We start from the raw sequence: 24,251 nt of genomic DNA, 5'->3' as shown, positions 1-24,251 counted from the left end.
CCCAACGCATGAGATCCCATCGCCTGCTGATCATCCTGCTCGCCAGCATCTCCGCCATCGTGATCGCCGCATTCGTGCTGACCATCACCAACGACGACAGCCCCCGCGATATCCCCGCCGATCCCGGCAGCACCATTGCGCCGACCGAGCGAACATTCCCTGACCTTCCGCCGACCACCGCGCCGCTGCCGCCGACCACCGATCTGTTCGGCAACCGCCTGGAAGTGCCACACGACGAATCCGGTGTCGCCCTTCCACAAGACCCGAGCACGCGGCCCGAGCCCACTCGCCCGGATTACCTGATCACCCCACCCGCATGGATGCAGTGGCAGCGCGGCTGGGGCGGTGCCGCACTACCGGTATCGGGCAGCGACGGACCCGCGCGTATCCACTACGGCATCGCGACCGGATTCGCCCACACTCCTCAAGGCGCCGCGCTTGCCGCCGCCGACGCGCTCGCCCGCGCGCTTGCCGCCCCCGAGGGCGTGTGGCAGGAGGCGGTGCGCGAACGCTACTACGGCGGCGGACAAGCGCTGCTCGATCGGTTCAGCCGTTCCCGCAAGCGCACCCGCGACGCCGCCCGCTACGTCGTGGTCCCCGACGGCGTCCGGATCCAGCCTGGCTACCGCGACGACCTCGCGGTCGTTCAATTCGCCGCCCACGACAACATCGGCTACACGATCTCGGCCTGGCCGATGGCCTGGATCGACGGGGATTGGCGCGTGCGAGTACCAGACAACGTCGAAATACTCTGGGGCCCAGGCGCTTCTACCTCGTCCTTAGCGGGTTTCGGAGTATGGAAGGGCATGTCGTGACCGATACTGCCCTCGCCGGTGCACCGGTCGCCGCGATGACGATATGGCGGACGCAGCTGCCGCCCATCCCCAATGTCTGCGACGTGCCGTTAGGCCCCCAACAGGCATGTGAACAACTCGGGCAGGCTGCAACCAAGGCGGCGAGCTCTGCACTCGATGACTTCGCCGACATCCTCCTCGAAGGTTTCACCAAAGGTCTACGGATCGCCATGACCTGGTGGACCACAATTCCCTCACCACAACTCACGGGCGCGGGAGGCGAGCCGGGCACAGCGCTGTCGTCGATTCGCGACTACAGCAGCGGGCTACAGGTGCTGTTACTGACGACCGGGATCATGTTCGCCGCGGCCCGGCTCACGCTGGCCAAACGGGGCGGGGTCGCGGGCGAGGCACAGGAGAGCTTTCTGATGCTGGCTCGGGCGGTGTTCGCGTCGATGGCGTTCGCTGCGGTGATTACCGCCGGAACACGCGCCGGAGATAGCTTCGCCAACTGGGTTCTCTTCGACGCCAGCCGCGGCGACTTGGCCGGCGTCGTAAACCGCCTGACCGGGTTCGACGCTAACACCCGCTCCGGGCTCGGGACCGGGCTGCTCTTGCTGGTGTGTCTGCTCGGCTTGGTCAGCACCTTGATTCAACTAGTGATGCTTGTCGTCCGGCAAGCCCTCCTGATCCTTGTTGTGGCCGTGATCCCCTTGGCCGCCGCAGCCTCCGGTACCGGGCCAGGCTCGCAAGCCTACAAGAAGCTGTTGAGTTGGTCGTTGGCGTTCGTGCTGTTCAAGCCAGTGGGCGCTCTCGTTTACGCGATTGCGTTCACTGTGATCGGGCGCGAGGAGCAACGGGATCCGCAGTTGGTGTTGCTCGGGTTGATCCTGCTGGTGATGAGCGTGGTGGTCCTGCCCGCGCTGATCCGGTTGGTCGCACCCGCCGTGGCGACCCTCGGTGGTGGTGGCGGTGCCGCAGCCGTGCTGGCCGGTGGGGGCGCCGGTGTCGCGATGGCGGCCGCGGGTGACCGCTCGGGAGCACGCAAGGTCAGCGAAGGCGAGAACGCCCCTGGCGGATCACCCAATGACCCGCCTCCACTAGGCGGCTCGCCCGGTGGTGGTGGTGGCCGTCCGATGCCCGGTGGCGGAGACAGCGGTAGCTCCAGTTCAGGGGCGGGTAGCTCCCCGACCGGCGGTGGTGGGTCGGCGGGGTCTGCCAGTGGCGGCAGCGGCGGCGCACGGCAGACCGGGGTCGGAGCGGCGAAGCCATCGAGTGCGTCCGGCGCGGGAAGCGGCGGGGGCGAGACGGCCGGTGCTGCCGGCGCCGGTATCGCCGGTCCGGTCGTGATGGGTGCGCAGATGGCCAAAGACATGGCACACCAGGGGGCTTCGGCGATCGACAACCAGACCCGGGATGCGACCGCTGGCGGACTTGATCCAGATGCGTTGGGGCCAGGGGAGGTTCGGCGATGACCGCCCGCATGTACGGCCGATGGGAACGCCCCCGCTCCGCCGGGTTCTTCGGTCTGACCTGGGGTGTGTCCATGCTCGGGCTTGGCCTGATCATCACCGTGATGGTGGGGTTCATGATCACCCGATCGCTATCGGTCGCCGCGGGCCTGATCGTGGCCGCCGCGCTGGTGTTCACGCCGTTGGCGATCACACGCAACGGCCGCACCGGCTGGGAGATCGCCTTGTTGCGTGTCCAGTTCGCCGCCGCCCGCGCCCGCGGTGAGCACGTCTACCACGCTGGCCGGTTCTCCAAGATTCCCGGCGTCGCGAAACTGCCCGGCCTGCTGGCGGACTCGCGGCTGTCGGAGTACGAGACGGCAGGCGGTAAACGGTTCGCGATGATCCACATCCGTCGCAGCGACCACTACACCGTGGCCCTGCGAGTGGTGCCGCGCGGTAAAGAGCTGGTCGACCAAGCCCAGATCGACGCCTGGGTCGAGGGATACGGCCAGTTCCTAGCGACCCAGAGCCGCGGCGGGGAAGTTGTCGCGGTGACCGCGGTGCTCGAGAACGTTGTCGAAACCCGCCTCAAGCAAGCCCGTGAGGTCTCCCGCTTGGTCCGCCCCGACGCCCCGGTGTATGCCCAGGCGGTTATGCGGGAAGCTGCCGCCGATGTCGGCGGGGTCGGGGTGCGGATCGAAGCGCGCATCGCCATCACCTACCGCGCGATCGGAAAGGGCCGCATCCGCCGCGACGAGGCCGAGCAGGCCCGCGAGATCGGTCAACGCCTGCAAGGAGTCCTCTCCCAGCTCGCCCGCGCCGGCCTACCGGCGACGCCACTGCAAGCGTGGGAAGTCCTCGGTTTGGTGCGTACCCGCTACGACCTCGCCGCCCAGCGCGATGTCGAAGCCGCCGGGGCGGAGGTCACCCGCACGCAGTCGTGGGACTCGGTGGGTCCGCTGGCGCATCAGGACCGGTGGGATCACTACGTCCACGACGGCGCCCGCTCGATCACCTGGGAAATGGACGCCGCACCGCGCGGCGCGGTCATGGAAACCGTCCTCGAGGAGCTGCTGCGGCCCCGGGCGGACGTCCCGCGCAAGCGCGTGGCGATTGTCTACCGGCTGCATTCGGCCGCTGAGGCCACCACCCTGGTCGACTCCGACTTCCGCGACGCCGTCGCAGCCGAGCAAACCGAACGCGGCATCGCCACCGCCTCCGCACGGATCCGGGTCGGCAACACCCAAGCCACCCGCGAAGAACAGGCACGCGGCGCGGGCCTGACCCGGTTCGGGGCGCTGATCACTGTCACCGATCACCTCGATGGGGACTTCCCGGGAATCGAAGCGTCAGTGAAAGGGATGGCCGCCGCCTCCCGGCTGGGAGTGCGCCGCTGCTACGGCACTCAAGCCGCCGCGTTCGCCGCCAGCCTCGGGATCGGGTTGATCCTGCCCGAACACACCTCCATCTCCAAGCGGGTCTCGGCATGAAAGCCCGCCGCACGAAGACTTCTCGGCGCGCGCGCACTGAAACGGTCGCGGGTGTGCGGGTGCTCACGACGCAGGCGCGTGCCGCGATCGAGGCGGCCGCCGCCAAGCCCGGTCTGCGTGGTTGGCGGGCACGGTTGGCGATATCGAGTGATGATCATCGCCGGGCCACCGCCGCGCGATGTGCGGAGGACTCTGGACGCGATGGCTTCGACCGATCGCCAGCGCAGCTGACCGACCGCGGGTACCGCGGGCTCGGCGGCGGCCGCGCCGCGGTCGTGCCCAGTACGCCCGAATGGCGGGCGACCACCGTGCAAGTCGCGGGCCTGTGGCCGTTCACCGTCGGGGCCAGCGCCCCCACGGTCGGCACACCGGTCGGCGCGCACTACATCACCAGCGCACCTGTGCATTTCGATCCCATGTCGTGGTTCCTGCGCGGCTTCATCACCGCACCAATCGCTTTCGTGCTGGCCCTCAACGGTTTCGGTAAATCATCACTGATCCGGCGCATGGTGACCGGCGCGGCCGCGGCCGGGGAAACCGTGCTGTGCATGGGCGACACCAAACCCGACTACCGCGACCTTGTGGAGCGGTTGGGTGGGCAGGTGGTCGACGTCGGGTACGGGCACGGCACCATCAACCCGCTCGACGTCGGTGCGCTCGGCGCGGTCGTCGAGCGGCTTACCGACGCTGATCAGCGCGGCCAGGTCACTGCCCGGGTGGAGGCCGGTCAGGTCAACATCGTCGCCGGCCTGATCGAGTTGGTGCGCGGGTCGCGGGTGGCCGACTACGAAGAAGTCCTCCTCGGCGCGGGGCTGCGTGAGCTCTACAGCCCCGCTGGCGGATTCAGCTACGAAAATCCACCGCTGATGTCGAACCTGCTGGACGTCATCTCCGGCGGCGGCGAACAACTGCGCCAGTTCGCCGAGGAAGACGACGAAGCCACCTACCGAGCCAGCACCAAAACCCTGCGCCGCTCCCTGCGCGCGCTGGTCGAAGGCCCGTTCGGGGCGATTTTCAACGGGCCGACCACCACCTGCCTCGACCTGGCCAGCCCGGCGGTGTGCGTGGACGTCTCCCGCATCCCCGAAGGCGACACCAAACTTTTGGCGGCTGTTCTGATGGTCTGCTGGAGCGAGGGGTTCGGCGCGGTCGCCGCTGCGCATGCGCTCGCTGACGCGGGGCTCGCGCCGCCGCGCACGTTCGAGGTCGTTATGGATGAGATCTGGCGTGTGCTCGGCGTGGGGGAGTTCATGGTCGACCGCGTCGACGCGCTGACCCGATTGAATCGCGTCCTGGGCACCGGGCTGATCATGTGCAGCCACACCATCAAAGACCTCGCCAGCTTCGATTCACCCGCCGCTCAAGCCAAAGCCCTCGGGTTCTTCGAGCGGGCGCGCGCCAAGTTGATCGGGCCGGTCGGGCCGGAGGAGATCAACCGTATCCGCAATGCGGTCGGCATCACCGACACCGAGAAGCTCCTCGTCACCTCCTGGGCCGCGCCGCGACCACCCAGCGACGACGACCTCGTCCTCTCCCATCGCGAAACCCCACCCGGCACAGGCTGCTTCCTACTCAAGACCGGCGAAGCCAACGAACCAGGCATCCCGTTCCGGCTGGTGTTCACCCCCACCGAACGTACCGCCGATATCCACAACACCAATCGGCGTTTTGACAACCTGCCCGCGGCAGGGGAAGCGAGCAGGTGATGATCGATGGACACTTCCTCGCGGGCAGTGGGGGCGACCGCGCTCGGCCTTCCGGTGGCGCTGATCTTGCTGCTGATGATCATTGGTGCCGACCCGGCACTGACCTGTACCAGCCCGCTCTCAGCGGGCGGTGCAGCCGGGATGGGTCGCTCGACCGGGCAATCGGTGGCGGGGCTGTCGGAGCGGCAGTTGCAGTTGGTGCGCAACGGGGTCGCGATCGGCAAACAACGCCGGATGCGGGAGTCGGTGATCATCGCCGAGTTGGCTGCCCAAGCCACCGAATCAACCTTCCGAAACCTGGCCAACCCGTCGGTGCCCGAATCGCTGAACTACAGCAACGACGGACTCGGCTACGACCACGACTCAGTTGGCCCGCACCAGATGCGTGCCAGCGTCTGGGGATCGTTCGGCATCGCCACCTTGATGGACCCGATCTACCAGATCAACTGGTTCTACGATCACGCTCAACAGCTCGGTGGCGCAGCGCAGCAGATGTCGCCAGCCGAGCTCGCTCAAGCCATCGAGCGTTCGGCACCGAACGCCTATGGAGCGCAACTGGAGTTGGCGCGGCAGTTATATGCGTTGTTCGCCGACATCGACATCTCCTCAATACCCCGCGTGTCGGCCGGATCACCGGCGGCCGGGTGCGGGACGACCGGATCCGGGACGCTGTTGCCCGCGGAAGCGAGTGCGTTCGGGCGCGCGGTGATCGAGCACGCCGCCCGGTGGATCGGCACCCCGTACGTGTGGGGCGGCGGCGACACCAACGGCCCCACCGGCGGCGGGTTCGACTGCTCGGGCCTGACGCTCTACGCGATCTATCACGCTTCAGGCGGGCGGATCCGGTTGCCGCACTACACCCAAGCCCAACAAGACCACCCGACCGCGCAACTGGTCCCGTTCGCCCAGCGGGCACCCGGGGACCTGATCTTCTTCACCGCCCCGGGCGACACCGATTCCCACCATGTCGGCATCTACTACGGCCGCGACTCCCAAGGCAGCGACCTGCTGCTGCATGCACCGCAAACCGGCCAGACCGCCACCCTAACCCCGCTGAGCGCGTGGGACGGCGAACACATGGACGTGCGTCGCTACACCAGCCCCTCCACTGTAGGTTCTCATGACTGATTGCGTCTTATCAGTCATCTTGCGTCGGTATTGCGTTTACCCAAGTCCGGTGAGAATCGTGCGTCGAGGACGGGTGCCGTACTGGCTTCCGGGGCGCGTGGTGACCGGTTCAGGTGAAACCGTCTGTAAGCAAACGATTTTGACTCATGCAGCGCCAGGATCGCCGGTATCGGTGCGGTATCAGCGTGAGGACGCCGTGTGCGTGAGCAGGGACGCGCGGCGGTTGCCGATCGACGAGGCTGTGGCTCGGATCCGGGCGCGTGAGTTCTCCTGGCTGGGCCTCTGCTTCAACCCAGGCGTATACCGGCGCTGTCTCCCTGTTGAGGGAGGTGGATAACGATGTCCGACAACGTGTTTTACGAACAAAGAGAATCAGTACAGGGGTTCGTGCGTTCTCCGAGTTCAGATGTTCGGGTGGCCGGAGGAACCGGGATCCGGCAACGGATGGCGGTGCTGCTCGCGGCTACCGCCTTGCAGCAGGCGCACACGCGGATCGCGGAGGACGCTGCGGCGCAGCAGCTGCCCGACGACGTCATTGCCGACTACAAGCAACGCCGCATCCGGGCCGCCGCCGATGAATCGATGGATCTGCCATTCCTGTTCGGGACACATGTTTGCCGGGAAGACCTCGCGCTGGCGTGGGAACGAGCCATTGTGTGGGAAGACAGTTCGGATGTCGCCGAGCTGGCGCTCGGCGATGTGCTCGACCGGTATCGGCGCGAGTACGGGCTGGTGATCGACCTTGCCGCGGGAACCATCGCGGTCGATGACCACTTCGATGCCCCCCGCCATCAGCTCGATCTGTCTCGCGCTACCAGTAGCCGCCGGATCGAGGCGGCCGTCGAGGCAGCAACCGGCGTGGTCGATACCGCGGGGCTGACGGAGGCCGACACGGTGGCGGCGCGGAACGCGGTGAGCCGATGGGCTTCGGTGGTCAGCACCGGTGGCGACCCCGAGGAACCCGGGAATCGACTGGGGACGCAGCTGGCCGCTACCGGGTTGAATGAATCTGATCGCGCAAGCATCGAATTCGTCACCGGCTACCTCGGCTCGACCAGCAAGATCGACTTGGCCGCGGCACCGATGCTCGTCGACCCAGGCGACGCTATCAAAGCGGAGATCGCCGGGATGCTCGAGGACATCCGCGACAGGCCGGTGTTCGGGCGGCCTCGACCGAACATCTCCTGGCTGTTGCCGCAGGATCGACAGCTGATCCGGGACCGGCAGGCGCAGATCACGACAGGTAACAGTGAGCACTGGCTCGAGGTGTGGCCCAACCACGTCGACCGGCCCGAGCTGATCGACAGCCTGCATGAGTACGCCGCCGGTGTCGCCGAAGCGCACCATTACGCCGACTATCTCGCCGAGACCACGAATCCGCAGATCGCCGCGTTCGTGCCATCGCTGATATCGGGCTTGAGGCACCACCGCCACGCACTGATGCGCGCCCTCAGGGACGGCATCGGTCTGCTCGACATCGAACGTGCCCTACTCACCGAGGTAGTCGCAGGCCTGGACCTAGGCGAACCGATCCCCGAGCTGCTGCTGGTCGACGAACAGTCCAAAGCCGCCGCCGATCTCGGGCGCCACCACCACCGTGTCGAACTTCTGCGCCGAGACGCCGAGGCAGATCTGTCCGCCACGCTGACCCAAGCCGACATGCCGATTACCAGCGACAACGAACATCGAGCGGGTTCGGCCGGACTCGAGGACGACCTGTACGAATTGCGGGAAGCAGGGTGGCGGATCGCCCACGGCGCCAAGGCCGACTCACAACCGCAGCGACAATACCGCTCCGCCGCCCGAAGGATCGACGAGCGGCTCACCGCCTCCCGAGTACCGGACAGGGCGCGCACGATGCTGCAAACGCTCATCAACACTCAACTCGATGATGCCGACCGCCTCGGCCGCGCCCAGCTCGAGCGTATGTCGCAATGGCACGACCGCATCAACGCCGTCGTCGACAACCGCGACCACAACCCCACCGACGTCGCTGCCGACCCGTCCGACGAGCAACTACAGCAACTCGCCACCGGCACGTCGATCGTCGAGGCCATCGACGCGGCACTCACCGGCACCAGACACGACATGTCCGCCGACACCGTAGACACCCAGCCGGCACACCCATCGCCCCCGCAGCTGCAAACAGGTCCGGACCCGTGACGCCGCTGCACCTTACTACCGACTCATCCCGACCGCTTACGCGCCGCAAGCCGCGAACTCGACCACCCCAGAGGAAACCGCAAAACCAATGAGAAACCAGCGACGCAAAACCAATGGGAAACACCATGATCCGCCCAGCTCACCGCCGTGGGTACCGCAAACAAGAACAGGAACCTACATCCACCCCGACCCCGGGAGGTCGAGCATGAAATCCACACCTACAGTGGCGACTCCGCACGCCGGCGTTACGCCGGAGATGGTCGTGCGCGTGCGGGCCGCCGAGCTGCACGGGTTCACCAACACCTGCCAGTTCGATCGGGTCGCCCTCGAGCACGGGTTCACCGACGAATGCACCTTCGAGCAGTACCTGACCGCGCTGCTGGTCGAAGCGGGAATCGACTACGAGGGCCTGCGGCAAATCGAGGCCGTAGGCCGCACCGTGCGCCACCGGCTGTCCGTGATGGGGCCGCGGGGGCCGCAGCTGACGCTGTGGTCAGCAGCCACCATGACCACGTTCACCATCTGCCGCGCCGACGGACGAGTCATCTGGCATGACCAGTTCCCCCAAGGCGCCGTCATCGGCAGCGGGGCAGATGCTGCGGAAGCCTCAGCGCGACAAGGAATCTGGCTGGCAGGACAGGCGCGCGCCCAATGGGGCGCCGAGGCGGCCACCCTGCACCTGATCCTGGCCCGCAGCCGTGGCGTCGACGTCGAGAGCCTGCACCATGCCGCGCTCACGGCGGCCCTGGTCCTGGACGTGGGCACTGGCCCGGTCCATAACCCGGCCGCCGAACAATGCCTTCGCCGCGATGCCGTCGACTGGTACGTCACCGACCTTGACGAGCTACTCCGCCCGAATCGGGAGTCTGTATGACTACCAGGACATTCCTGACCGCACTGGTCAGTGTTGGCGCCGCCGTCGTCGGCGGATGCGCCACGAACACGCCACCACCAGCGGCCAGCGACCAACCGGACTGCCAGGCACCGAGTTTTGCGCCGCCCTTCACCAAGGTAGATCCTTGCTCGGCCGCGGCGGTGCTGACCGCGGCGGTAACCACCATGTTCAGCTATCGCCCGATCGAGCACGCCGACCAGCGGGCGGCGTTCCGAGCCGCAAGCCTGTTGATGGCTTCACGATTCGCCGACCGCGCTGAGCCCGCGGCCCTGGTATGGGCGCCGGTGTGCGCCGAGCAATGGCAGCAGTGGCGCAGCGACGCCACCACGATCACGACATCGGCTCGCGTGACCAGCGACGACCACCCCACTACCGCGAGCCGCGTCATGGCCGTAGAAATCGAACCCAGCAACCAGCCCCCGATCAGGTGGGCGGTATACGCCCACGCCACCCGCACCACTGCCGCCTCAGCGTGGCTGCTGTCCGGAATGGAGGTTCTCGCGTGAGTGGCGATCCGGTCGAAGAGAGCAGCCAGGCGATGCGCAACGGCTTCGTCCAAGCGCTGCAAACCTCGCACACCACCGCGGCGCTGATGCGCGGACGCGGCGGGGAAGCGCGGTCAAAGGCGGAGTCCGAGCAGCGGATGCGCCACGCAGCAGGCAAGGAGCAGCGCTCGTTCATCGAACACCGGCTCCGCGTGATCGACGCGGTGGAATCAGCAGGCCAAGCCCGGGAACTCAACACCGCCAAGGTCGACGAAGTTCGCGCCCGCATCGAGCGCGGCAGCGAAGTGCACGAGCTGGAGCAGCAGCAGAAGAACCGACAGATGGAACGTGCTGATGCCGACCTGGACCGTCGAGACAAGGCAGGCAAGCTCGAGCGGAAACACAAGATCAAAGTCCACAGGTTACAGGTCGACGGTCACACCAACCGGGAGGCCCGCGCGGTCCAGTTGCATGAGCTCGACGTCGAATACAAAAAGCTGCTGATCGACATCCGCCGCCGCGCAGCGGGTTTCAGTGACACCCTGACCGCGCACGGCGAATCCGGCGAAGCGATGGCTTCAGCAGCTGCGTTCGCGGCTGCGAAGGGGGCCGGCGAATTGTCCGAGCAACACGCGCGCGACGCCGACGCCTACGCCGAGCGGTTCGTTGAAGACACCGGCACCGACTACATCGAGGTCATCGACTCCACCATCGTCGAAGACTTCGGTGACTTCGATGACCTCGATGCGGGGGTGGGGGAGCAGGCCAGGTTATCGGTGGCGATCGAGGACATCGTCGGTCTCACCGAGGAGCTCAGTTTCTCCACCCATCTCGCCCACGAGTTCGCAGATCTGCCCGAGGAGGCGGACGCCGAACCTGACGAGGGGCCAGCGATCGGGGAAGCGGTCGACGCCGCTGGACTCAGCGGCGACGGCCTCACGGGGGCAATGGATTTCTCTGTGGATCCCGACCCGCCCTCAGTGCCCGCATCACCGGTACCTGATCTGGGGATTGAGCCATGACCAGCGAACGATGCTCAACCAGGGTGCGGCCGCGTGATGGGGCGGGAGCCCGTGACCGCTCTGCCACGGGAGGCAGGCGGCGTACCGGATCCGAAAACGACAGGGCGCTAGCCGCTTTCACGAGAAGGGCGCAAGCCATGAGTCAACCTTCATCGGAGTTGGAAGGACTGCCCAGTTGGAAGCTGCGGCTGCTCGAACGCATCCAAGACACCTCCGCCGACCACGCCCGCGTCTTGCTGCAGGGCTACCCCACTTACGAGCCGCATCACGGCAGCGGGGAGATCCCGATGCAGACCTGTCGCACCCACCTGCGTGCCCTCGAATCCGACCGCACCGATATCGAAACCCACGCCGCCGCGGTCGGTCTGCCCGCCTCTGCGATCGATCAGGCACGAGCCGCTGGGCAACGCGGCTTGCGATGGGCCGACAGCGTGCACTCCGCACGCATCATGCGCCACGGAGAGGACCTAGATCGCGCACACATGGTTGAAGGGGTGGCCGCTGATGTCTGGCAGCTCGAGCATACGGCCGCGATCAACGCCGAACGGCGATTCGGCCGAGCGCCGAGTCGAATTCGCCACCGCTCCGAAGCCGAGGAGGTCGAGCAGTTCGGCCGTAACATGGCCGCGTTGCGGAACCGGGCCCGCGACACCGCGCACGTGATCGGCCTGTCTTCCGAGGAACGCGCTCAGCTGTGGGGACGTGATCGTAAGGGCTGGCAGCGGCTGGTGGAGCTGGCCATTGCCACCTATGACGACGCCGGATTGCAGGAGCGGTGGCGTGCTTACGCCTGGCGTGGCATCGAGCACGAAGTTCGTCTCTGCATCGACAGCCTCGCCGCGGGCCGCGTGAACCCGGACGAACCGGGTGTGGCGCCGCCGACGCCGTATGTGCTCATCGAACGTGCCACCGACGCTGTCATCGCTGCCGGGCGCGGTGAGACAAAAGCCGACCAGGTCATCGGCGAGGCGATCGGGATTGCGCCGCCTCACGACCTGGGCCCGATTTGGGACAGCGAACCGGTCACCGCTCCCGATGCCCGCCCGCCCCAACCTGGCTCGTCGGCCGGGTACGAGCTGTAGGGGCGAGGAAGACGATGACGACTCCCGAATCCGAATTCTCGCCGCCGCAGACGGTGGTCCAATGGCAAGCTCAGCTGCTGTTGCGCATCCGGTTGCTGGCCGCCGAACACGCGCGCATCCTGGACACTGGGTGGGAGAACTTCGAAGCCCTCACCACAGATGGCGATCCACAGCAGGTGTGGCAAGCGCATTTGGATGGGTTGGAGGCCCAGCGGGAGCAGGTCGAACAGACCGTGCTGACCGCCGGTATCGAGGCGGCCTGGATCGAAGATGCCCGTGAGCTCGGCAGCCGCAGCACCCGCCCGCGCGTCGATGCAGGGGTGCGGCAGAACCCGTCTCGCGACAACGCAGCTCAGGACTTCTACGTCGACATGCTCGCCCTGGACCTGTGGCATCTGGAACGGATGGCCGGTCTGTCGGCTGCCCGCGCGGACCGTATCGCCACGGGACGGTGGAGCTTCGGCACCAATCCCCAAGCGGTAGCGCAGTTCACGCAGAACATGCAGCTGTACCACGAGCGTGTCACCGCTCTTGCGCACGCCGCGGAGATCACCGCCACCGAAGCCGACCTGCTCTGGGGTCCGGATGCCGAAGGTAGCCGGCGACAGCAGGCGGTCTATCTCGAAACCTACGACGAACTGACGCTGGTCAACGAATGGAATTCCTACGCGACCGCCCGCGGCGATCTTGCGGTTCCGCCCTACATTCCCACCGACCCCGATACCGGCACCCTCACCGCTGGCGCCGAGGTCACTCCACCGACACCGCAACACCTGATCCACGCTGCCACCGCGTCGCTGCGCGCGGAATTCGTCGACGACGCGCTCGGCCGCGATGGCGAACTCGATCGCGTCGCCGATCCCACCGCCATCACCGAAGCCGTCGACGCCGCTCTGCCCGCAGGCGGGCACACCTGGGACAGCGAGCCCGACCATGCCGAACAGCTCACCAACCTTTACCACCCGATCGATCTGGGCACCGACCCGTACTAGCCGCACTTCGCGCAAGGAACAGCCACCGACTACTGATCCCACCACACGCACTCACAGCACACGCCTACGTCGACGCACTGGTCACGGGTACTGACCGGGACGCCGAAACCGCCCTGCCAGGGGACATCAGAACACCGCCGCGCTGTCATCACGACGGTTCACGGCGCACACGCCTTCCCTCACCGGAGGTCGACGATGTCCAACGCCACATCCGATTCCGTTTCCCTGCAACGCCGCCAACCGTGCCGCCGCCACGACAGCGATCGGTGGGCTGCGCAATGAGCTGGCCCGAACCGCGAACCGGAACCACCGATCCCGCCTACTACCGCGACGCCGCCGACAGCGTCGAAGCCCAGCTACGGGCCGATTTCACGCGCTACTACCAGCTGCGGCTGTTCGTGCCGTTCGCCGAAACACCCGTACAGAAGCAGGAATTCACCGCCCAGGCCGATGGACTGGCCGCACGGTGGGGCCGTCACGAATCTCCCGAGCACCGCAGACTGTGGGAGCAACTACAGGCCGCGGTCTCCGGGTGGGAGCTTCGCCCGGAAGCTACCCGAGCCGCCTACAACCGGATCGCCCAAGCCAAAGCCGACGGAGACCTCGGTGTCGATGCGGTGGTGTGGCGCAACCTGCGCCAAGCAGCCGAAGTCACCGGCCACATCGAAACCACTATCACCGGCTCGGCGCAAGACGCCGCCCGCTGGCGCCCACCCGACCGTGCCGTCGGACCGGAAGCGGACCGGTCCAGTCTGCTGGACCGCGCCCTCGGCGGTCGCGGCCCGGAACTGGCCAGTGTGGCGGAGGTCGATGCGATCATCGCCGAAACCGATCGGTTGCTAGCGGCCGAGCACGAACGCGGCGACCGCGACACCGGCGCAGACGAGCACGCCGATCTGCTACCCGAGCGCGTGCGGTCGGCGCCGGTGGCCTACACCTACAGCGCAGAAGCCGACCACGAAGCCCGCCAGATCGCGGCGCTGCGGCAGCTCCAAGATGTGACCGCCGAGCACGCCCGGCTGGCCGACCAGTGGGACGGCTCACCCGAGCAGGATCAGGCCCAGCTCGTCCGCCTGGAATCGCTGCTCGACGCCGCCCGCGCGGCTCGCATCGACGCGGCTGAAGCGGGTGTTCCGGCGGCCGGTATCGAGAATGTCTACCGCACCGGACGTGACGGCGCCTACTGGCACGAACAGCCCGGCGATCTTCGGCTAGGGCGCATTGCGCGGTTGGTCGAGGAGCGCGACCGCGCCGCAGCGGAAGCCGACACATTGCGCGAGGTCGTGGAGGATCTGCGCCGCTCCGGACCCGCGCCTACCTCGCAGGCAGGGCAGGCCCCGTCGTCGGCTTCTCGCGACCCGGCCGAACCGGAACCCAGTCCGGACCAGCGTGGCGCCGATATCGGTGAGGCCATCGCCACGGCCATGCCCGAGGCGGAGTCGGTCGCGTGGAGCCCCACCGACGGCATCGAGGACAACCTCGCAGCGGCACCGCGCGAAATCGGCGTCGATGCCGACGTGTCGCTGTGAAAACCCGCTCCGCCCAACGCTTCACAGCCATTTGGAGGACGTGATCATGATCTCGACACGAGAGACCCGCCGCCGCACCAAACGCGGGTTCGGCGAGGAAACCCTGCTGCTGCTGGCGTTTCTGGCGTTGGTGGCCTTCGTGCTGGCGTTGTGGGCAGCGTTGATTCTGGGTAGCTGGTGGGCGGGACTGTCGGTCACCCGACACCCGGTCACCGCGCTGCTCGAGGTCGTCGCCGGCCAGCACCCTTGGCCATGGCAGGCCAGCGTGCTGGCCGTCGCCTTCACTGCCGCAGGAGCGGCGCTGGTGGTCGCGTGCTGGCGGGCTTTTGCCGCGGGCAGTGAGATCGACGCGGCGGCGCGGACGATGCAACGGCCCGCAGCGATTCGGTTGGCCCGTGCCCGCGACAACGAGCGCGCCAACCAGCGGCTGTTGCGTGACGCCGACCCTGAGGTTCAAGCCTGCAAAGGCCCACCGCTAGGGGAGACGGTGATCGGTGGGGTGGAGTTGTTCGTGCCCGCCGAGTTGGGGGTGACGATCGCGGCGGGTACCCGCACCGGGAAGACGATGGCGTGGGCGATCCCGGCGGTGTTGTCGGCGTGGGGGCCGTGCTTGGCCACCTCGAACAAACCCGATCTGTATCGGCACACCGTGTACGGGCGTGAACAGCGCGGCCGGATCTGGCTGTGTGATCTGCAAGCGGTCACCGGGACTGTGGAGTGCGGGTTCTGGGTCGACCTGCTCACCCAGGTCACGAGCTTGCCGGCAGCCCGCAAGCTGGCCGGGTTCTTCGTCTCGGCCGCCTCCGGGTCAGCATCCCAAGCCGCCAACGCCAAGGTCGACAGCTATTTCGACGGCGGCGCACAAGAACTCCTCGCCCTGTACCTCTACGCTGCGGCGTGCGCGGGAGGGGATCTGCTGCACGTGGCCGAATGGCTCGGCCGCGACCAAGACCAAACCCCGGCGTTGATCCTGCGCCACTACGGCCACCATCGTCCCGCCGAGCGAATCCTCGAATCCCAAGCCCTCTACGCCCGCCAACGCGACGGGCTCTACGACATGGCACGTCGGTTCTTGAACGTGCTCTCCGACGAGGGCTATGCCCGCATGGTCACCCCACCACGGCGCCACCTGCTGGCGGTACGGGAAGAAACGGACAAGAAGAGCAGCAAAACCCGCATCGTCATCGACAAGACAGAACAGGACCCGACCCACAATCTGCCGGAGTTCACACCGGCCGAGTTCGTGACTTCGACGGACACGTTGTATGCGCTGTCGATGGCCGGACCCGACGGCGCCACTCCGTTGACCTCGGCGCTGGTCGGGCAGATCCTCGAGGCCGCTCTCGATGCGGCGCGGGCGCGTCCGGATGGGCGGCTGGCGGTACCGCTGCTGGGGGTGCTCGACGAGGCCGCCAACTGCGCTCGCATCGCCGAACTGCCCTCGTATTACACCTACGCCGGTGGCTGCGGGATCATTCTCATGACGATCTTGCAGGTCCTTGAGCAAGGCGAAGACCTCTGGGGCGCAAACGGTTTGAAAACAATGCGCGCCCAATCGATCGAGGTCTACGGCGGCGGTATCGCCGCGGTCGACTACCTCGAACACTGGTCGGCGATGACCGGCCCCCATGATGTGGCCGACCGCTCCCGCAGCCACGGCGCCGGTGGAGTCAACCGCACCCTGACCTGGCGCCCCGAACCCATCCTCGACGTCGCCCTGCTGGCCGCGCTCCCCAAAGACCGCGCTGTGGTTCGACTCCCGAACCACGGGCCGGTGGTCGTCCGCAAGATCTGGTGGTCCGACACCGAATACGCGCCCCTAATCCGCACATCCCTGGCCCGCTTCGAGAAAGCCGCCCACCCGATCACCCGGCCCACCGAGGCCGTCGACGACGATACGGCGACTGGCGGTGAGCCCCAATGAGTGCGGCGACCGCAGCGGCGGGCAAGAAGCCGCCGATGCCACCGGCGTACCGGCATTTCACCGAGTTCACCGAAAAGTGGCTGCTGCCCTCGATCAACGTCCGGTTGGCCGAAGCCAACCGGGAAAACACCTACACCTGGTGTCGCCAGTGGTGGGCCCATCGCGGCGTCGCTGTCCGAATCGCGCACCTGCACATGGCGTTCGAGGCTCAACGCCGCGCCCATGCCGCCACCAGCTTGAGTTCGTTTCTGCTCTCACACGTCGACGCGCATTTCAAGGTCATCCTCGATGCCGCCAACGGGCCGCTGCACCGATGCACCCGCACCACCCACCTCAGCGCACCGTCACTGCCGTTCGACCCGGTCCCGCCCGGGTGGTTCAAGCCGGCGGGTCGCCCTTCCGGCGCCGTCGCGGGTGGTGAGCAGGGGGAGAAGAAGCCGCCGCCGCGGTTCGCGCATTACGGCGAGTTCGTGCAGGACTGGTTGCTGCCGGTCACCGCCGTGCGGATCGCGGGCAACAACCGTGAAGGCCAATACAGTTGGTGTCGGCAGTGGTGGCGCCATCACGCGGTCGCGGTTCGTTTCGCCGGCCTGCACGCGGTGTTCGAAGCCGCCCTGCGCGCCGAGGACAAGTCAGCGATGAGTGGGCTGTTCGTCCGCCACATCGACCCCCATGTGCGCTACGTCCTCGACGCCGCCAACGGCCCCCTGCACCGCTGCACCCCCGAGCAACACCTCGACATCCCTGGGCTACCCGCGGCACCGATCCCCACCGCATGGTTCGGCGCCCCTGGCGCGAAAACCCTGACCGAACACCTCGGGTTCGGACCCGACTTCCGCGCCTTCGGCAACCGAGCGGCAGCCCGACAGGTGTCAGGAGGGCCAGGATGAGGACGCCGACGCGTGCGCAGGTGAAAGTGCTGAAGTCCCTGCAGAACCGGTCGGTGACCGTCACCAGCATGCTGGCCGAAGCAACCCGACACCAACAGCAAACCGGGCACCGACCACCGCAATCCTGGTACGAGAACTTCCACGACCACGCGATCCTGCGTGAAGAACTGACCAACGCCGCACACGCCGCCGGGGTGCCACGAGCGTGGATCGACCACGTCCGTGAGCGCGGCCAACGTGGAGTGAGCTGGCGCGCCGACCTCTACCTGCGCACCCCTGATGCTGTCGACTGGAACCAGGTACTGAGCAGCCTCGATGTGGATGTGCAGCGGCTGCGCGAGTGGACCGCCCTCGCTGCGGCCTATGGTCCGATCGGTGCTCGAGCCGAGATCTCGGTCGCGGCCGGATTCGACCGCAACCTGCGCGTATTACGGTCCAGGACTGCGGGCGTGGCGAACCTGTTGGGTCTAAGCGTCGAGCAAGGCGACCAGTTGTGGGGCGCCGAATCCGACTGGGTGGCCGCCGGGGTGGCGATGGTCGACGGTGTTCCGGTCGAAGGGCTCGCGCAACGCTGGCGCCAGGCAGCACGCGCCGACACCCGCGTCTACGCCTTGCAAGCCACGGCCTTGGCTGACGCCGGGATCACGATCGACACCGCGGTAGCACTGCCCTCCCACGAACAGCTAGGGCCCCCGATCAGTGCCGCGCTCACACCCCTGCAACCGCTGTTCCAGCCAGCCGCCACACCAGGTGAAGAGATCGAAACCGCGATCGGTGCCGCGAATCTGACCTACAACGCCGACACCGATGCCGAAATAGCTATCGGGGCACCGACATTCAGTGACGCACCCGGAACCGATCCCTGGACCAGCTATCAGTCACCCAGTGACGTACCGGCCGCTCCGCCGATCTGGCAGGGGATCGAGCTATGAGCCCGAACCCGCCGCTGCGGATTCGTGATATCCCCCTCGAGCAGGCCGCGGTCCTGCGCCGCATCCACCAGCTGGCCGCCCTCGGCACCCGGCTGCGTCAGGCCATGCAAGCGAGGACCCCAGGCTCTGCGGACAGCACGCGGAAGTTCGGCCAGGTCAGTGAGGTCGACCGCGATCGGGACTTGACCGAAATCCACGCCCGCCTAGACGGGCTGCCCGCGAGCTGGGTCGACCAGGCGTGCGCGGCCGGGCAATCCGGCCGCGCATGGACCGACGAGCTACTACTCCCGGCACCTCGGCCGGCAACAGGCCGCCGAAATATCAAACGGGTCCTTGACGACACTCGCCAGCTGGCCGACATGGCCGCTATCACCGTCGCCCGCGAACACCGTCTCGCCACTCACGGTGTCACCGCAGAGCCGGAACCTGCTGCCGCCGGGCAGCTCCGACGAAACATGGAAGCGATATGGACGCGCGCCGCGGCCACCGCCACCTCGATCGGAATGGACCGCAAGCAACGCGCCCGCGTATTCAATGCCGCCAGCAGTGACGTAAACGAGCGTGCCGAGAGCTACCTGCACGACAGCCTCGACGACCTCAACGCGCAGTGGAGCAGCTAGACCATCCCCACCATCGCTGCCAGCGTGCGGCGCTCGCTAGGCAGCCTGCGCCGCACCGACCGCAGCGCTGACACCCCCACCGTGGTCTCCGACGCAGAACAACCACCGACACCGAAGGCCCTGATCGAACGAGCCCGCGACATCCTGAACAGGGAAGCTGCCAACAGCTTCGAGGCGGGGACTGACATCGATGCAGCAATTGCCGCCGCGATGCCCGCCGCGAGGGCTCGCGGCTGGGACACGCCGGCGGATGTCCACGGCGGCGAGTCTGCCGTCATCGAGGCGTACCCGGATGCCGGACCCGATCCGTAGCCGCCGATTGCTGTTGTCCACCTCTGATTTTCATTGCGAGACGCCCATGCATTCCTCCGACACCCGCATCACCGTCGTCGCCGACTCGAAACACCCGGCGACCCCAACGACCTGCACGCCGTCACCATGACCCGGCCACCTGGCCGTCGCGACACGCGCCACCCGAGGACCCACGCGCGCGTACTTCACCGCAGCGCGTCTCGGCGCCGACCGCGCCCAGTTCACAAACAGAAAACAGGAGCCGCCACTATGACTCTCAGTCTCGACCACTTCACCCGTCCCGCCGCAGCACACGATCACCAGCTGGGCGAGCACCGCATCACCTACCTGCCCGACGGCGTCGCGCTGCTCGAACCCCGCGTCTGGCTCCCCGACTCCGGTGACCAGATCTGGGCCGAACACCGCCGTCTGATCAACCCGGACGGCTACCTGGTCGCCAGCATCGGCGCTCTGCTTGTCGAGTTCGGCAACCGCGCCATGCTCATCGACGCCGGACTCGGACCTCTAGCTGTGCCGACCCTGTTCGGGCTGCAGCGCGGCGGGCAACTGCTCGACAGCCTCGCAGCGACGGGAAAACGCCTGGCCGATCTCGAACTGATCGCCATCACCCACCTACACGTCGATCACATCGGCTGGCTATTGCAGTCCGTGCCCGGTACCTCGACCAGTCTGTTCGCTGATATCCCGGTCCTCGTCGGGGGCGCCGAGTGGCAGCAACATGACCTCGCCGTCGCCGCCGGCGTGAGCCCCGAGATGCTGGATGTGTTTGCAGCCCAGGTTCGCCCCGTCGCCGATGGTGAGGAGATCTTTCCCGGCGTCCACTCCATGGCCACGCCCGGACACAGCCTCGGCCACCTCGCCTACACCCTCACCTCACCCAGCCACCGGCTGATCGTGTTCGGCGACGCCATACAAACCCCGGCGCAGATCACCCACCCCGAACTGACCGCCGCCGTCGATGACGACCCCGCCGCATCCATGGCCACCTGCCGCCGACTGATCGACGAACTCGCCGCACCCGACACCCTCGGCTTCGGAATGCGCTTCGCCGACGTCCAACTCGGCCGAGTCGCCTCCAACCGCAGCGGCGGACGAGTCTGGCAGCCCGAATAGTCACGCACCCAGAGCAATTCGGCCGACCTCGCGCAACCGGACTCGCCGACCTTCCCTACCCAATGACACAGGAGAGACAACAATGCCATCTTTCCCCCGATCCACCGAGGTGACAGTCCAGGTCCGTCTCGCCCGTCGCCGCGTCGAGCTGCGTGAATTCACCCGATGGCATCACCTCGCCGGTGTGCCGCACGCACGCCCGGCCGGACACAACCTTCTCCAGGTCAGCGACGCCGGAATCCTTTCCACCGGGCTCTTGTCCAGCTACGCGCTATCGGTGCAGAACACCGCGAGCGGAGCGAGCCATGTGCCGACTGTGCTGGCAGCGCGGACGGCGGCGCTGGTCGCGGCCGCCGATGGCCACCCCATCGGCGGCCTGTCGGCTGGGCCAGCGTTTTTCCTGTGCGTGCGGGCAGCGTTGACAACGATCAAAATCCATGCGCTGGCCGTTCCCCCCCGCTACGCGCGTCACGGCGTCGGAACAGCGCTGCTGCGGCAAACGGTCACCACCGCCTGCCACACCGGAGCCCGCTTCGTGTACGGCCACTTCGGCCCCATCACAACAGGAGTAGCCAAGTTCTACCGCCGCAGCGGCATGAGCCTCGGCGAACCCGGTGCACCACTGGACCTCCGCACGCACATCGACATACCCGCCGTCGTCTCACCCGCACCCGGTGAGACCCTGTTCCACGAGGCGGTGAACCAGTGAGCACCACACCGGACCGTCGCCTACCGGCGAAACAGACCGCCACTACGCCGATCCCGGATCTTCAGGTGGCCGTCGTGGGTGCCGGGTTCGGTGGCATCGGCATGGGCGTCGCGCTGCGTCGCGCAGGCATCCACCGCTTCGCGATCTACGAGAAGAGCACTGAGGTCGGCGGCGTCTGGCGCGACAATACCTACCCGGGATGCAACTGCGACGTCCCCTCGCACCTGTACTCGTTCTCCTTTGCCCCCTACCGCAACCGTCACATGCGATATCCAGGGCAGCGGGAGATCCTGGCCTACTTGCGCTCGGTCGCCGCCGAGCACGGCCTGGCACCACATCTTCGGTTGGGCACAGCGATCAGCGAAGCCACCTACCTCGAGGACCAAGGACGGTGGGAGCTGATCACCGCCGCCGGGCAGCGCGTGCTCGCGGATGTCGTGATCTTCGCCGTCGGCCAGTTACATCGCCCGAACCTCCCCGAGATCCCCGGACGAGCCGACTTCGCAGGCGCCTCGTTCCACACCGCGCGATGGGACCACGAAACGCAACTGCACGGCCTGGACGTCGCGATGATCGGCACCGGATCCACCGCCGCCCAAATCCTGCCCACCCTCGCAGCGACCGCGCACCGAGTGCGGGTCTTCCAGCGCACGCCGCACTGGGTACTCCCGAAACCCACCACTGAGTTCGGGTCGCTCGCGCGTGCAGCGCTGTTGCTACCAGGCGCTCATCATCTCTACCGGCAAGCGCTCTACCACGGGGCCGACACCGTGCTCGCCCCTATCATGCGCCGCGGCTGGTCGGCGCGTGCCGCCGAATGGGTCGCCCGCCGATACCTGCGCCGAACGATCGGTGACGCCGTGTTACGCGCCAAACTCACCCCCGACTACCCGATCGGCGGCAAACGCATAATCCTCGATAGCCATTACTACCCGGCGTTGACCCGCGCGAACGTCGAGCTGATCACCGACCCGATTGCTCGCATCACCGGCGACGGTCTCGTTACCGGCGACGGTGCACATCATCACGCCGACGCGATCATCTGCGCAACCGGCTTCAAGGCACCCGAGTTCCTCGTGCCGGTCCTCGTGCGTGGCCGCGGGAGAGTCCAGCTGCACGAGCAATGGCAAGCAGGTGCCACAGCATTTATCGGCGTAGCCGTCCCGGGATATCCGAACGCTTTCCTCATCGCGGGACCGAATTCCTTCAACCCTGCGGGCAGCAACCCGGCGATGAAGGAACGCCAAATCGACTACATCATCGACTGCTTGCGCTGGCGCGACCAGACCAGCACTGCCGCAATAGAAGTCACCGAGCGTGCAATGCGATCCCACCAACAGTGGCTCGAGCAAGCGATCGCCAGGACAGTGTGGCCGGTCGCCGGGCACAGTTGGTACAAGCACCCCACCGGGCGTGTTACCAACCCCTGGCCGGCCTCCGCACGCACCTACGAGCGAACCCTGCGCCCGCCACCCGCCCGCCGACAGTTTCCGCGCGGTTGCGGTGAACGGGACGACCATCCAGACCCCTCAGGGCACGCGCTGCACTCGCTTCACACAACAGGCCAGCGACTATCGGAGTCTCTGGTGAATGTCCGGTCGAAACGGCCGGTCGAAATGTCCGGTGTCCGACGAATGTCCGGTCGATATGTCCTTCTCTGCCGCGCGACGGGTCGACATCCTCAGAAAGGCACCCGCCCATCGATTTCTGTTCCATTCCTGGAGTCACTTCGTTGACCACACCACAGCACGTCACCCGAGCCGGGACATGCCCCGTCGCGCATGGGTCGCCCATCGACACAGATGGTCCTCGCGTCGCGCTGGACTCCTCGGAGTTCGCCGCCGACCCACACCAGGCATATCGGAAGATGCGGCATCAGTACGGCTCGCTGGTGCCGGTGGACCTGGCGGTCGGGGTTCCGGCCACGCTGGTGATCGGTTACGACACCGCGCGGCGCATTTTGTACGACCCAGAACACTTTCCCGCCGATCCGGGCCGATGGCAGCAGAACGTGCCCGCGGACTGCCCGATACTGCCCATGCTGGAGTCGCGTCCGAACGCGCTGCGCAGCGCGGGACAAGAGCACGCACGCTACCGGCGGCCGAACATCGCGGCCATCGGCGCGGTCGATCTGCACGCCCTGCACGACACCGTCGAGGAGATCGCTCTCGCGCTGATCAACACATTCTGTGGGCGCGGGTCGGCCGACTTGATCGGCGACTATGCCTTTCCGCTCACCTTCGCCGTGCTCAACGCCACGCTCGGCTGCCCCCCGGACATCGGACAGCGATTGGTCGGGGCGTTTGCCGCGATGTTCGAGGGCACCGACGCTGGCACGGTCAACTGGACTCTCATGGCTGCGTTGAGCGACCTGATCACCCGCAAGCGAGCCGAACCCGGCGACGACATCACCTCGCGCCTGCTCGCAGACCCGGCCGCGCTCGATGACGCCGAACTGATCAATCAACTCCTAACGATGTATGCCGCCGGGATCGAGCCGCTGCAGAACTTGATCGTCAACACCCTGCTGCTGATGCTCACCGATGAACGGTTCGCCGGCGACATCCTCGGCGGCGCCCTCACGACACGCGCGGCGCTCGATCACGTGCTGTTTGCCGACCCGCCACTGGCGAACCACTGCGTCACCTACCCGAGACAGCCGATCCTGATCGATACCGTCTGGCTGCCCGCAGATCAGCCGGTTCTCATCAGCATTTCCGGCTGTAACAACGACCCCGCGATCAGCGCCGGGGACTACACCGACAACCGCTCGCACCTGGCGTGGAGCGCGGGACCACACGCCTGCCCGGCACAGGCGGCGGCGTACCTGATCGCCCAAGACGCCATCGATCAACTGCTCGACGCGCTCCCCGAAATGCGGCTTGCCTGCCCGGCCGACGAATTGTCCTGGTGGCCGGGACCTTTCCATCGCGCCGTGGCGGCGCCACCGGTCACCTTCCCCGAATCCCCACCCCTGACCATCAGGTAAGGGGGCACCCCTATGGAGGAAT

At 67.0% G+C, this 24,251-nt stretch carries 21 protein-coding genes; all 21 read left to right on the top strand.

From position 1 onward, the window contains the following. Window positions 1-8 precede the first annotated feature (8 nt). Window positions 9-815 (top strand): hypothetical protein, encoded by an 807-nt coding sequence (locus OHB12_RS12125; RefSeq protein ID WP_327119013.1) that lies wholly within the window; start codon window positions 9-11, stop codon window positions 813-815. Then, window positions 812-2,269 (top strand): hypothetical protein, encoded by a 1,458-nt coding sequence (locus tag OHB12_RS12120; RefSeq protein ID WP_327119011.1) that lies wholly within the window; start codon window positions 812-814, stop codon window positions 2,267-2,269. The genes OHB12_RS12125 and OHB12_RS12120 overlap by 4 nt, the downstream gene beginning before the upstream one ends. Next, window positions 2,266-3,738, top strand: coding sequence for an SCO6880 family protein (locus tag OHB12_RS12115; protein WP_327119009.1), 1,473 nt, complete (start codon window positions 2,266-2,268; stop codon window positions 3,736-3,738). The genes OHB12_RS12120 and OHB12_RS12115 overlap by 4 nt, the downstream gene beginning before the upstream one ends. A 53-nt stretch (window positions 3,739-3,791) precedes the next feature. Beyond that, entirely contained in the window at window positions 3,792-5,444 is a 1,653-nt protein-coding gene (locus OHB12_RS12110; protein ID WP_327119007.1) for a hypothetical protein, read from the top strand. Window positions 5,445-5,450: 6 nt separating this feature from the next. Then, window positions 5,451-6,572: a C40 family peptidase gene (locus OHB12_RS12105; protein WP_327119005.1), complete on the top strand. Its 1,122-nt coding sequence runs from the start codon at window positions 5,451-5,453 to the stop codon at window positions 6,570-6,572. A gap of 339 nt (window positions 6,573-6,911) precedes the next feature. After that, window positions 6,912-8,735, top strand: a complete 1,824-nt coding sequence (locus tag OHB12_RS12100) for a hypothetical protein (protein WP_327119003.1) — start codon at window positions 6,912-6,914, stop codon at window positions 8,733-8,735. Window positions 8,736-8,940: 205 nt separating this feature from the next. After that, window positions 8,941-9,609: a hypothetical protein gene (locus tag OHB12_RS12095; RefSeq protein ID WP_327119001.1), complete on the top strand. Its 669-nt coding sequence runs from the start codon at window positions 8,941-8,943 to the stop codon at window positions 9,607-9,609. Then, complete coding sequence (locus OHB12_RS12090; protein WP_327119000.1) at window positions 9,606-10,136, top strand: hypothetical protein; 531 nt, start codon at window positions 9,606-9,608, stop codon at window positions 10,134-10,136. Before OHB12_RS12095 ends, OHB12_RS12090 begins: the two co-directional genes overlap by 4 nt. Beyond that, window positions 10,133-11,137, top strand: coding sequence for a hypothetical protein (locus OHB12_RS12085; protein WP_327118999.1), 1,005 nt, complete (start codon window positions 10,133-10,135; stop codon window positions 11,135-11,137). Before OHB12_RS12090 ends, OHB12_RS12085 begins: the two co-directional genes overlap by 4 nt. A gap of 137 nt (window positions 11,138-11,274) precedes the next feature. After that, window positions 11,275-12,219: a hypothetical protein gene (locus tag OHB12_RS12080; RefSeq protein ID WP_327118997.1), complete on the top strand. Its 945-nt coding sequence runs from the start codon at window positions 11,275-11,277 to the stop codon at window positions 12,217-12,219. 14 nt (window positions 12,220-12,233) lie between these two features. Further along, complete coding sequence (locus OHB12_RS12075) at window positions 12,234-13,211, top strand: hypothetical protein (protein WP_327118995.1); 978 nt, start codon at window positions 12,234-12,236, stop codon at window positions 13,209-13,211. Window positions 13,212-13,489: 278 nt separating this feature from the next. Then, complete coding sequence (locus OHB12_RS12070; protein ID WP_327118993.1) at window positions 13,490-14,740, top strand: hypothetical protein; 1,251 nt, start codon at window positions 13,490-13,492, stop codon at window positions 14,738-14,740. Window positions 14,741-14,786: 46 nt separating this feature from the next. Continuing rightward, the gene (locus tag OHB12_RS12065) at window positions 14,787-16,664 is read left to right on the top strand and encodes a type IV secretory system conjugative DNA transfer family protein (protein WP_327118991.1); all 1,878 of its coding nucleotides are present in this window, start codon (window positions 14,787-14,789) and stop codon (window positions 16,662-16,664) included. Next, entirely contained in the window at window positions 16,661-17,554 is an 894-nt protein-coding gene (locus OHB12_RS12060) for a DUF4913 domain-containing protein (RefSeq protein WP_327118989.1), read from the top strand. The genes OHB12_RS12065 and OHB12_RS12060 overlap by 4 nt, the downstream gene beginning before the upstream one ends. Beyond that, window positions 17,551-18,486 carry a hypothetical protein gene (locus tag OHB12_RS12055; protein ID WP_327118987.1) on the top strand — a complete coding sequence of 312 codons (936 nt, stop codon included), beginning with the start codon at window positions 17,551-17,553 and terminating at the stop codon, window positions 18,484-18,486. Before OHB12_RS12060 ends, OHB12_RS12055 begins: the two co-directional genes overlap by 4 nt. After that, window positions 18,483-19,106, top strand: coding sequence for a hypothetical protein (locus tag OHB12_RS12050; RefSeq protein WP_327118985.1), 624 nt, complete (start codon window positions 18,483-18,485; stop codon window positions 19,104-19,106). Before OHB12_RS12055 ends, OHB12_RS12050 begins: the two co-directional genes overlap by 4 nt. Window positions 19,107-19,130: 24 nt before the next feature. Then, window positions 19,131-19,418, top strand: a complete 288-nt coding sequence (locus OHB12_RS12045; protein WP_327118983.1) for a hypothetical protein — start codon at window positions 19,131-19,133, stop codon at window positions 19,416-19,418. Between the two features lie 249 nt (window positions 19,419-19,667). Then, window positions 19,668-20,531 carry an MBL fold metallo-hydrolase gene (locus OHB12_RS12040; RefSeq protein WP_327118981.1) on the top strand — a complete coding sequence of 288 codons (864 nt, stop codon included), beginning with the start codon at window positions 19,668-19,670 and terminating at the stop codon, window positions 20,529-20,531. A gap of 82 nt (window positions 20,532-20,613) precedes the next feature. Then, window positions 20,614-21,240, top strand: a complete 627-nt coding sequence (locus OHB12_RS12035; RefSeq protein WP_327118979.1) for a GNAT family N-acetyltransferase — start codon at window positions 20,614-20,616, stop codon at window positions 21,238-21,240. Then, window positions 21,237-22,976 (top strand): flavin-containing monooxygenase, encoded by a 1,740-nt coding sequence (locus tag OHB12_RS12030; protein ID WP_327118977.1) that lies wholly within the window; start codon window positions 21,237-21,239, stop codon window positions 22,974-22,976. Before OHB12_RS12035 ends, OHB12_RS12030 begins: the two co-directional genes overlap by 4 nt. Further along, the gene (locus OHB12_RS12025) at window positions 22,973-24,229 is read left to right on the top strand and encodes a cytochrome P450 (protein ID WP_327118975.1); all 1,257 of its coding nucleotides are present in this window, start codon (window positions 22,973-22,975) and stop codon (window positions 24,227-24,229) included. Before OHB12_RS12030 ends, OHB12_RS12025 begins: the two co-directional genes overlap by 4 nt. Window positions 24,230-24,251 lie beyond the last annotated feature (22 nt).

The sequence above is a fragment of the Nocardia sp. NBC_01730 genome (genome assembly GCF_035920445.1).
Taxonomy (GTDB): Bacteria; Actinomycetota; Actinomycetes; order Mycobacteriales; family Mycobacteriaceae; genus Nocardia.
This window is presented reverse-complemented; position numbering and strand designations above follow the sequence as displayed.

What these genes read in the sequence shown, in the direction of transcription:
- OHB12_RS12115 (WP_327119009.1), top strand. Translation starts at nt 2,266, where the DNA reads ATGACCGCCCGCATGTACGGCCGATGGGAACGCCCCCGCTCCGCCGGG.
- OHB12_RS12125 (WP_327119013.1), top strand. Translation starts at nt 9, where the DNA reads ATGAGATCCCATCGCCTGCTGATCATCCTGCTCGCCAGCATCTCCGCC.
- OHB12_RS12055 (WP_327118987.1), top strand. Translation starts at nt 17,551, where the DNA reads ATGAGGACGCCGACGCGTGCGCAGGTGAAAGTGCTGAAGTCCCTGCAG.
- OHB12_RS12040 (WP_327118981.1), top strand. Translation starts at nt 19,668, where the DNA reads ATGACTCTCAGTCTCGACCACTTCACCCGTCCCGCCGCAGCACACGAT.
- OHB12_RS12095 (WP_327119001.1), top strand. Translation starts at nt 8,941, where the DNA reads ATGAAATCCACACCTACAGTGGCGACTCCGCACGCCGGCGTTACGCCG.
- OHB12_RS12075 (WP_327118995.1), top strand. Translation starts at nt 12,234, where the DNA reads ATGACGACTCCCGAATCCGAATTCTCGCCGCCGCAGACGGTGGTCCAA.
- OHB12_RS12065 (WP_327118991.1), top strand. Translation starts at nt 14,787, where the DNA reads ATGATCTCGACACGAGAGACCCGCCGCCGCACCAAACGCGGGTTCGGC.
- OHB12_RS12090 (WP_327119000.1), top strand. Translation starts at nt 9,606, where the DNA reads ATGACTACCAGGACATTCCTGACCGCACTGGTCAGTGTTGGCGCCGCC.
- OHB12_RS12105 (WP_327119005.1), top strand. Translation starts at nt 5,451, where the DNA reads ATGGACACTTCCTCGCGGGCAGTGGGGGCGACCGCGCTCGGCCTTCCG.
- OHB12_RS12080 (WP_327118997.1), top strand. Translation starts at nt 11,275, where the DNA reads ATGAGTCAACCTTCATCGGAGTTGGAAGGACTGCCCAGTTGGAAGCTG.
- OHB12_RS12060 (WP_327118989.1), top strand. Translation starts at nt 16,661, where the DNA reads ATGAGTGCGGCGACCGCAGCGGCGGGCAAGAAGCCGCCGATGCCACCG.
- OHB12_RS12070 (WP_327118993.1), top strand. Translation starts at nt 13,490, where the DNA reads ATGAGCTGGCCCGAACCGCGAACCGGAACCACCGATCCCGCCTACTAC.
- OHB12_RS12100 (WP_327119003.1), top strand. Translation starts at nt 6,912, where the DNA reads ATGTCCGACAACGTGTTTTACGAACAAAGAGAATCAGTACAGGGGTTC.
- OHB12_RS12035 (WP_327118979.1), top strand. Translation starts at nt 20,614, where the DNA reads ATGCCATCTTTCCCCCGATCCACCGAGGTGACAGTCCAGGTCCGTCTC.
- OHB12_RS12050 (WP_327118985.1), top strand. Translation starts at nt 18,483, where the DNA reads ATGAGCCCGAACCCGCCGCTGCGGATTCGTGATATCCCCCTCGAGCAG.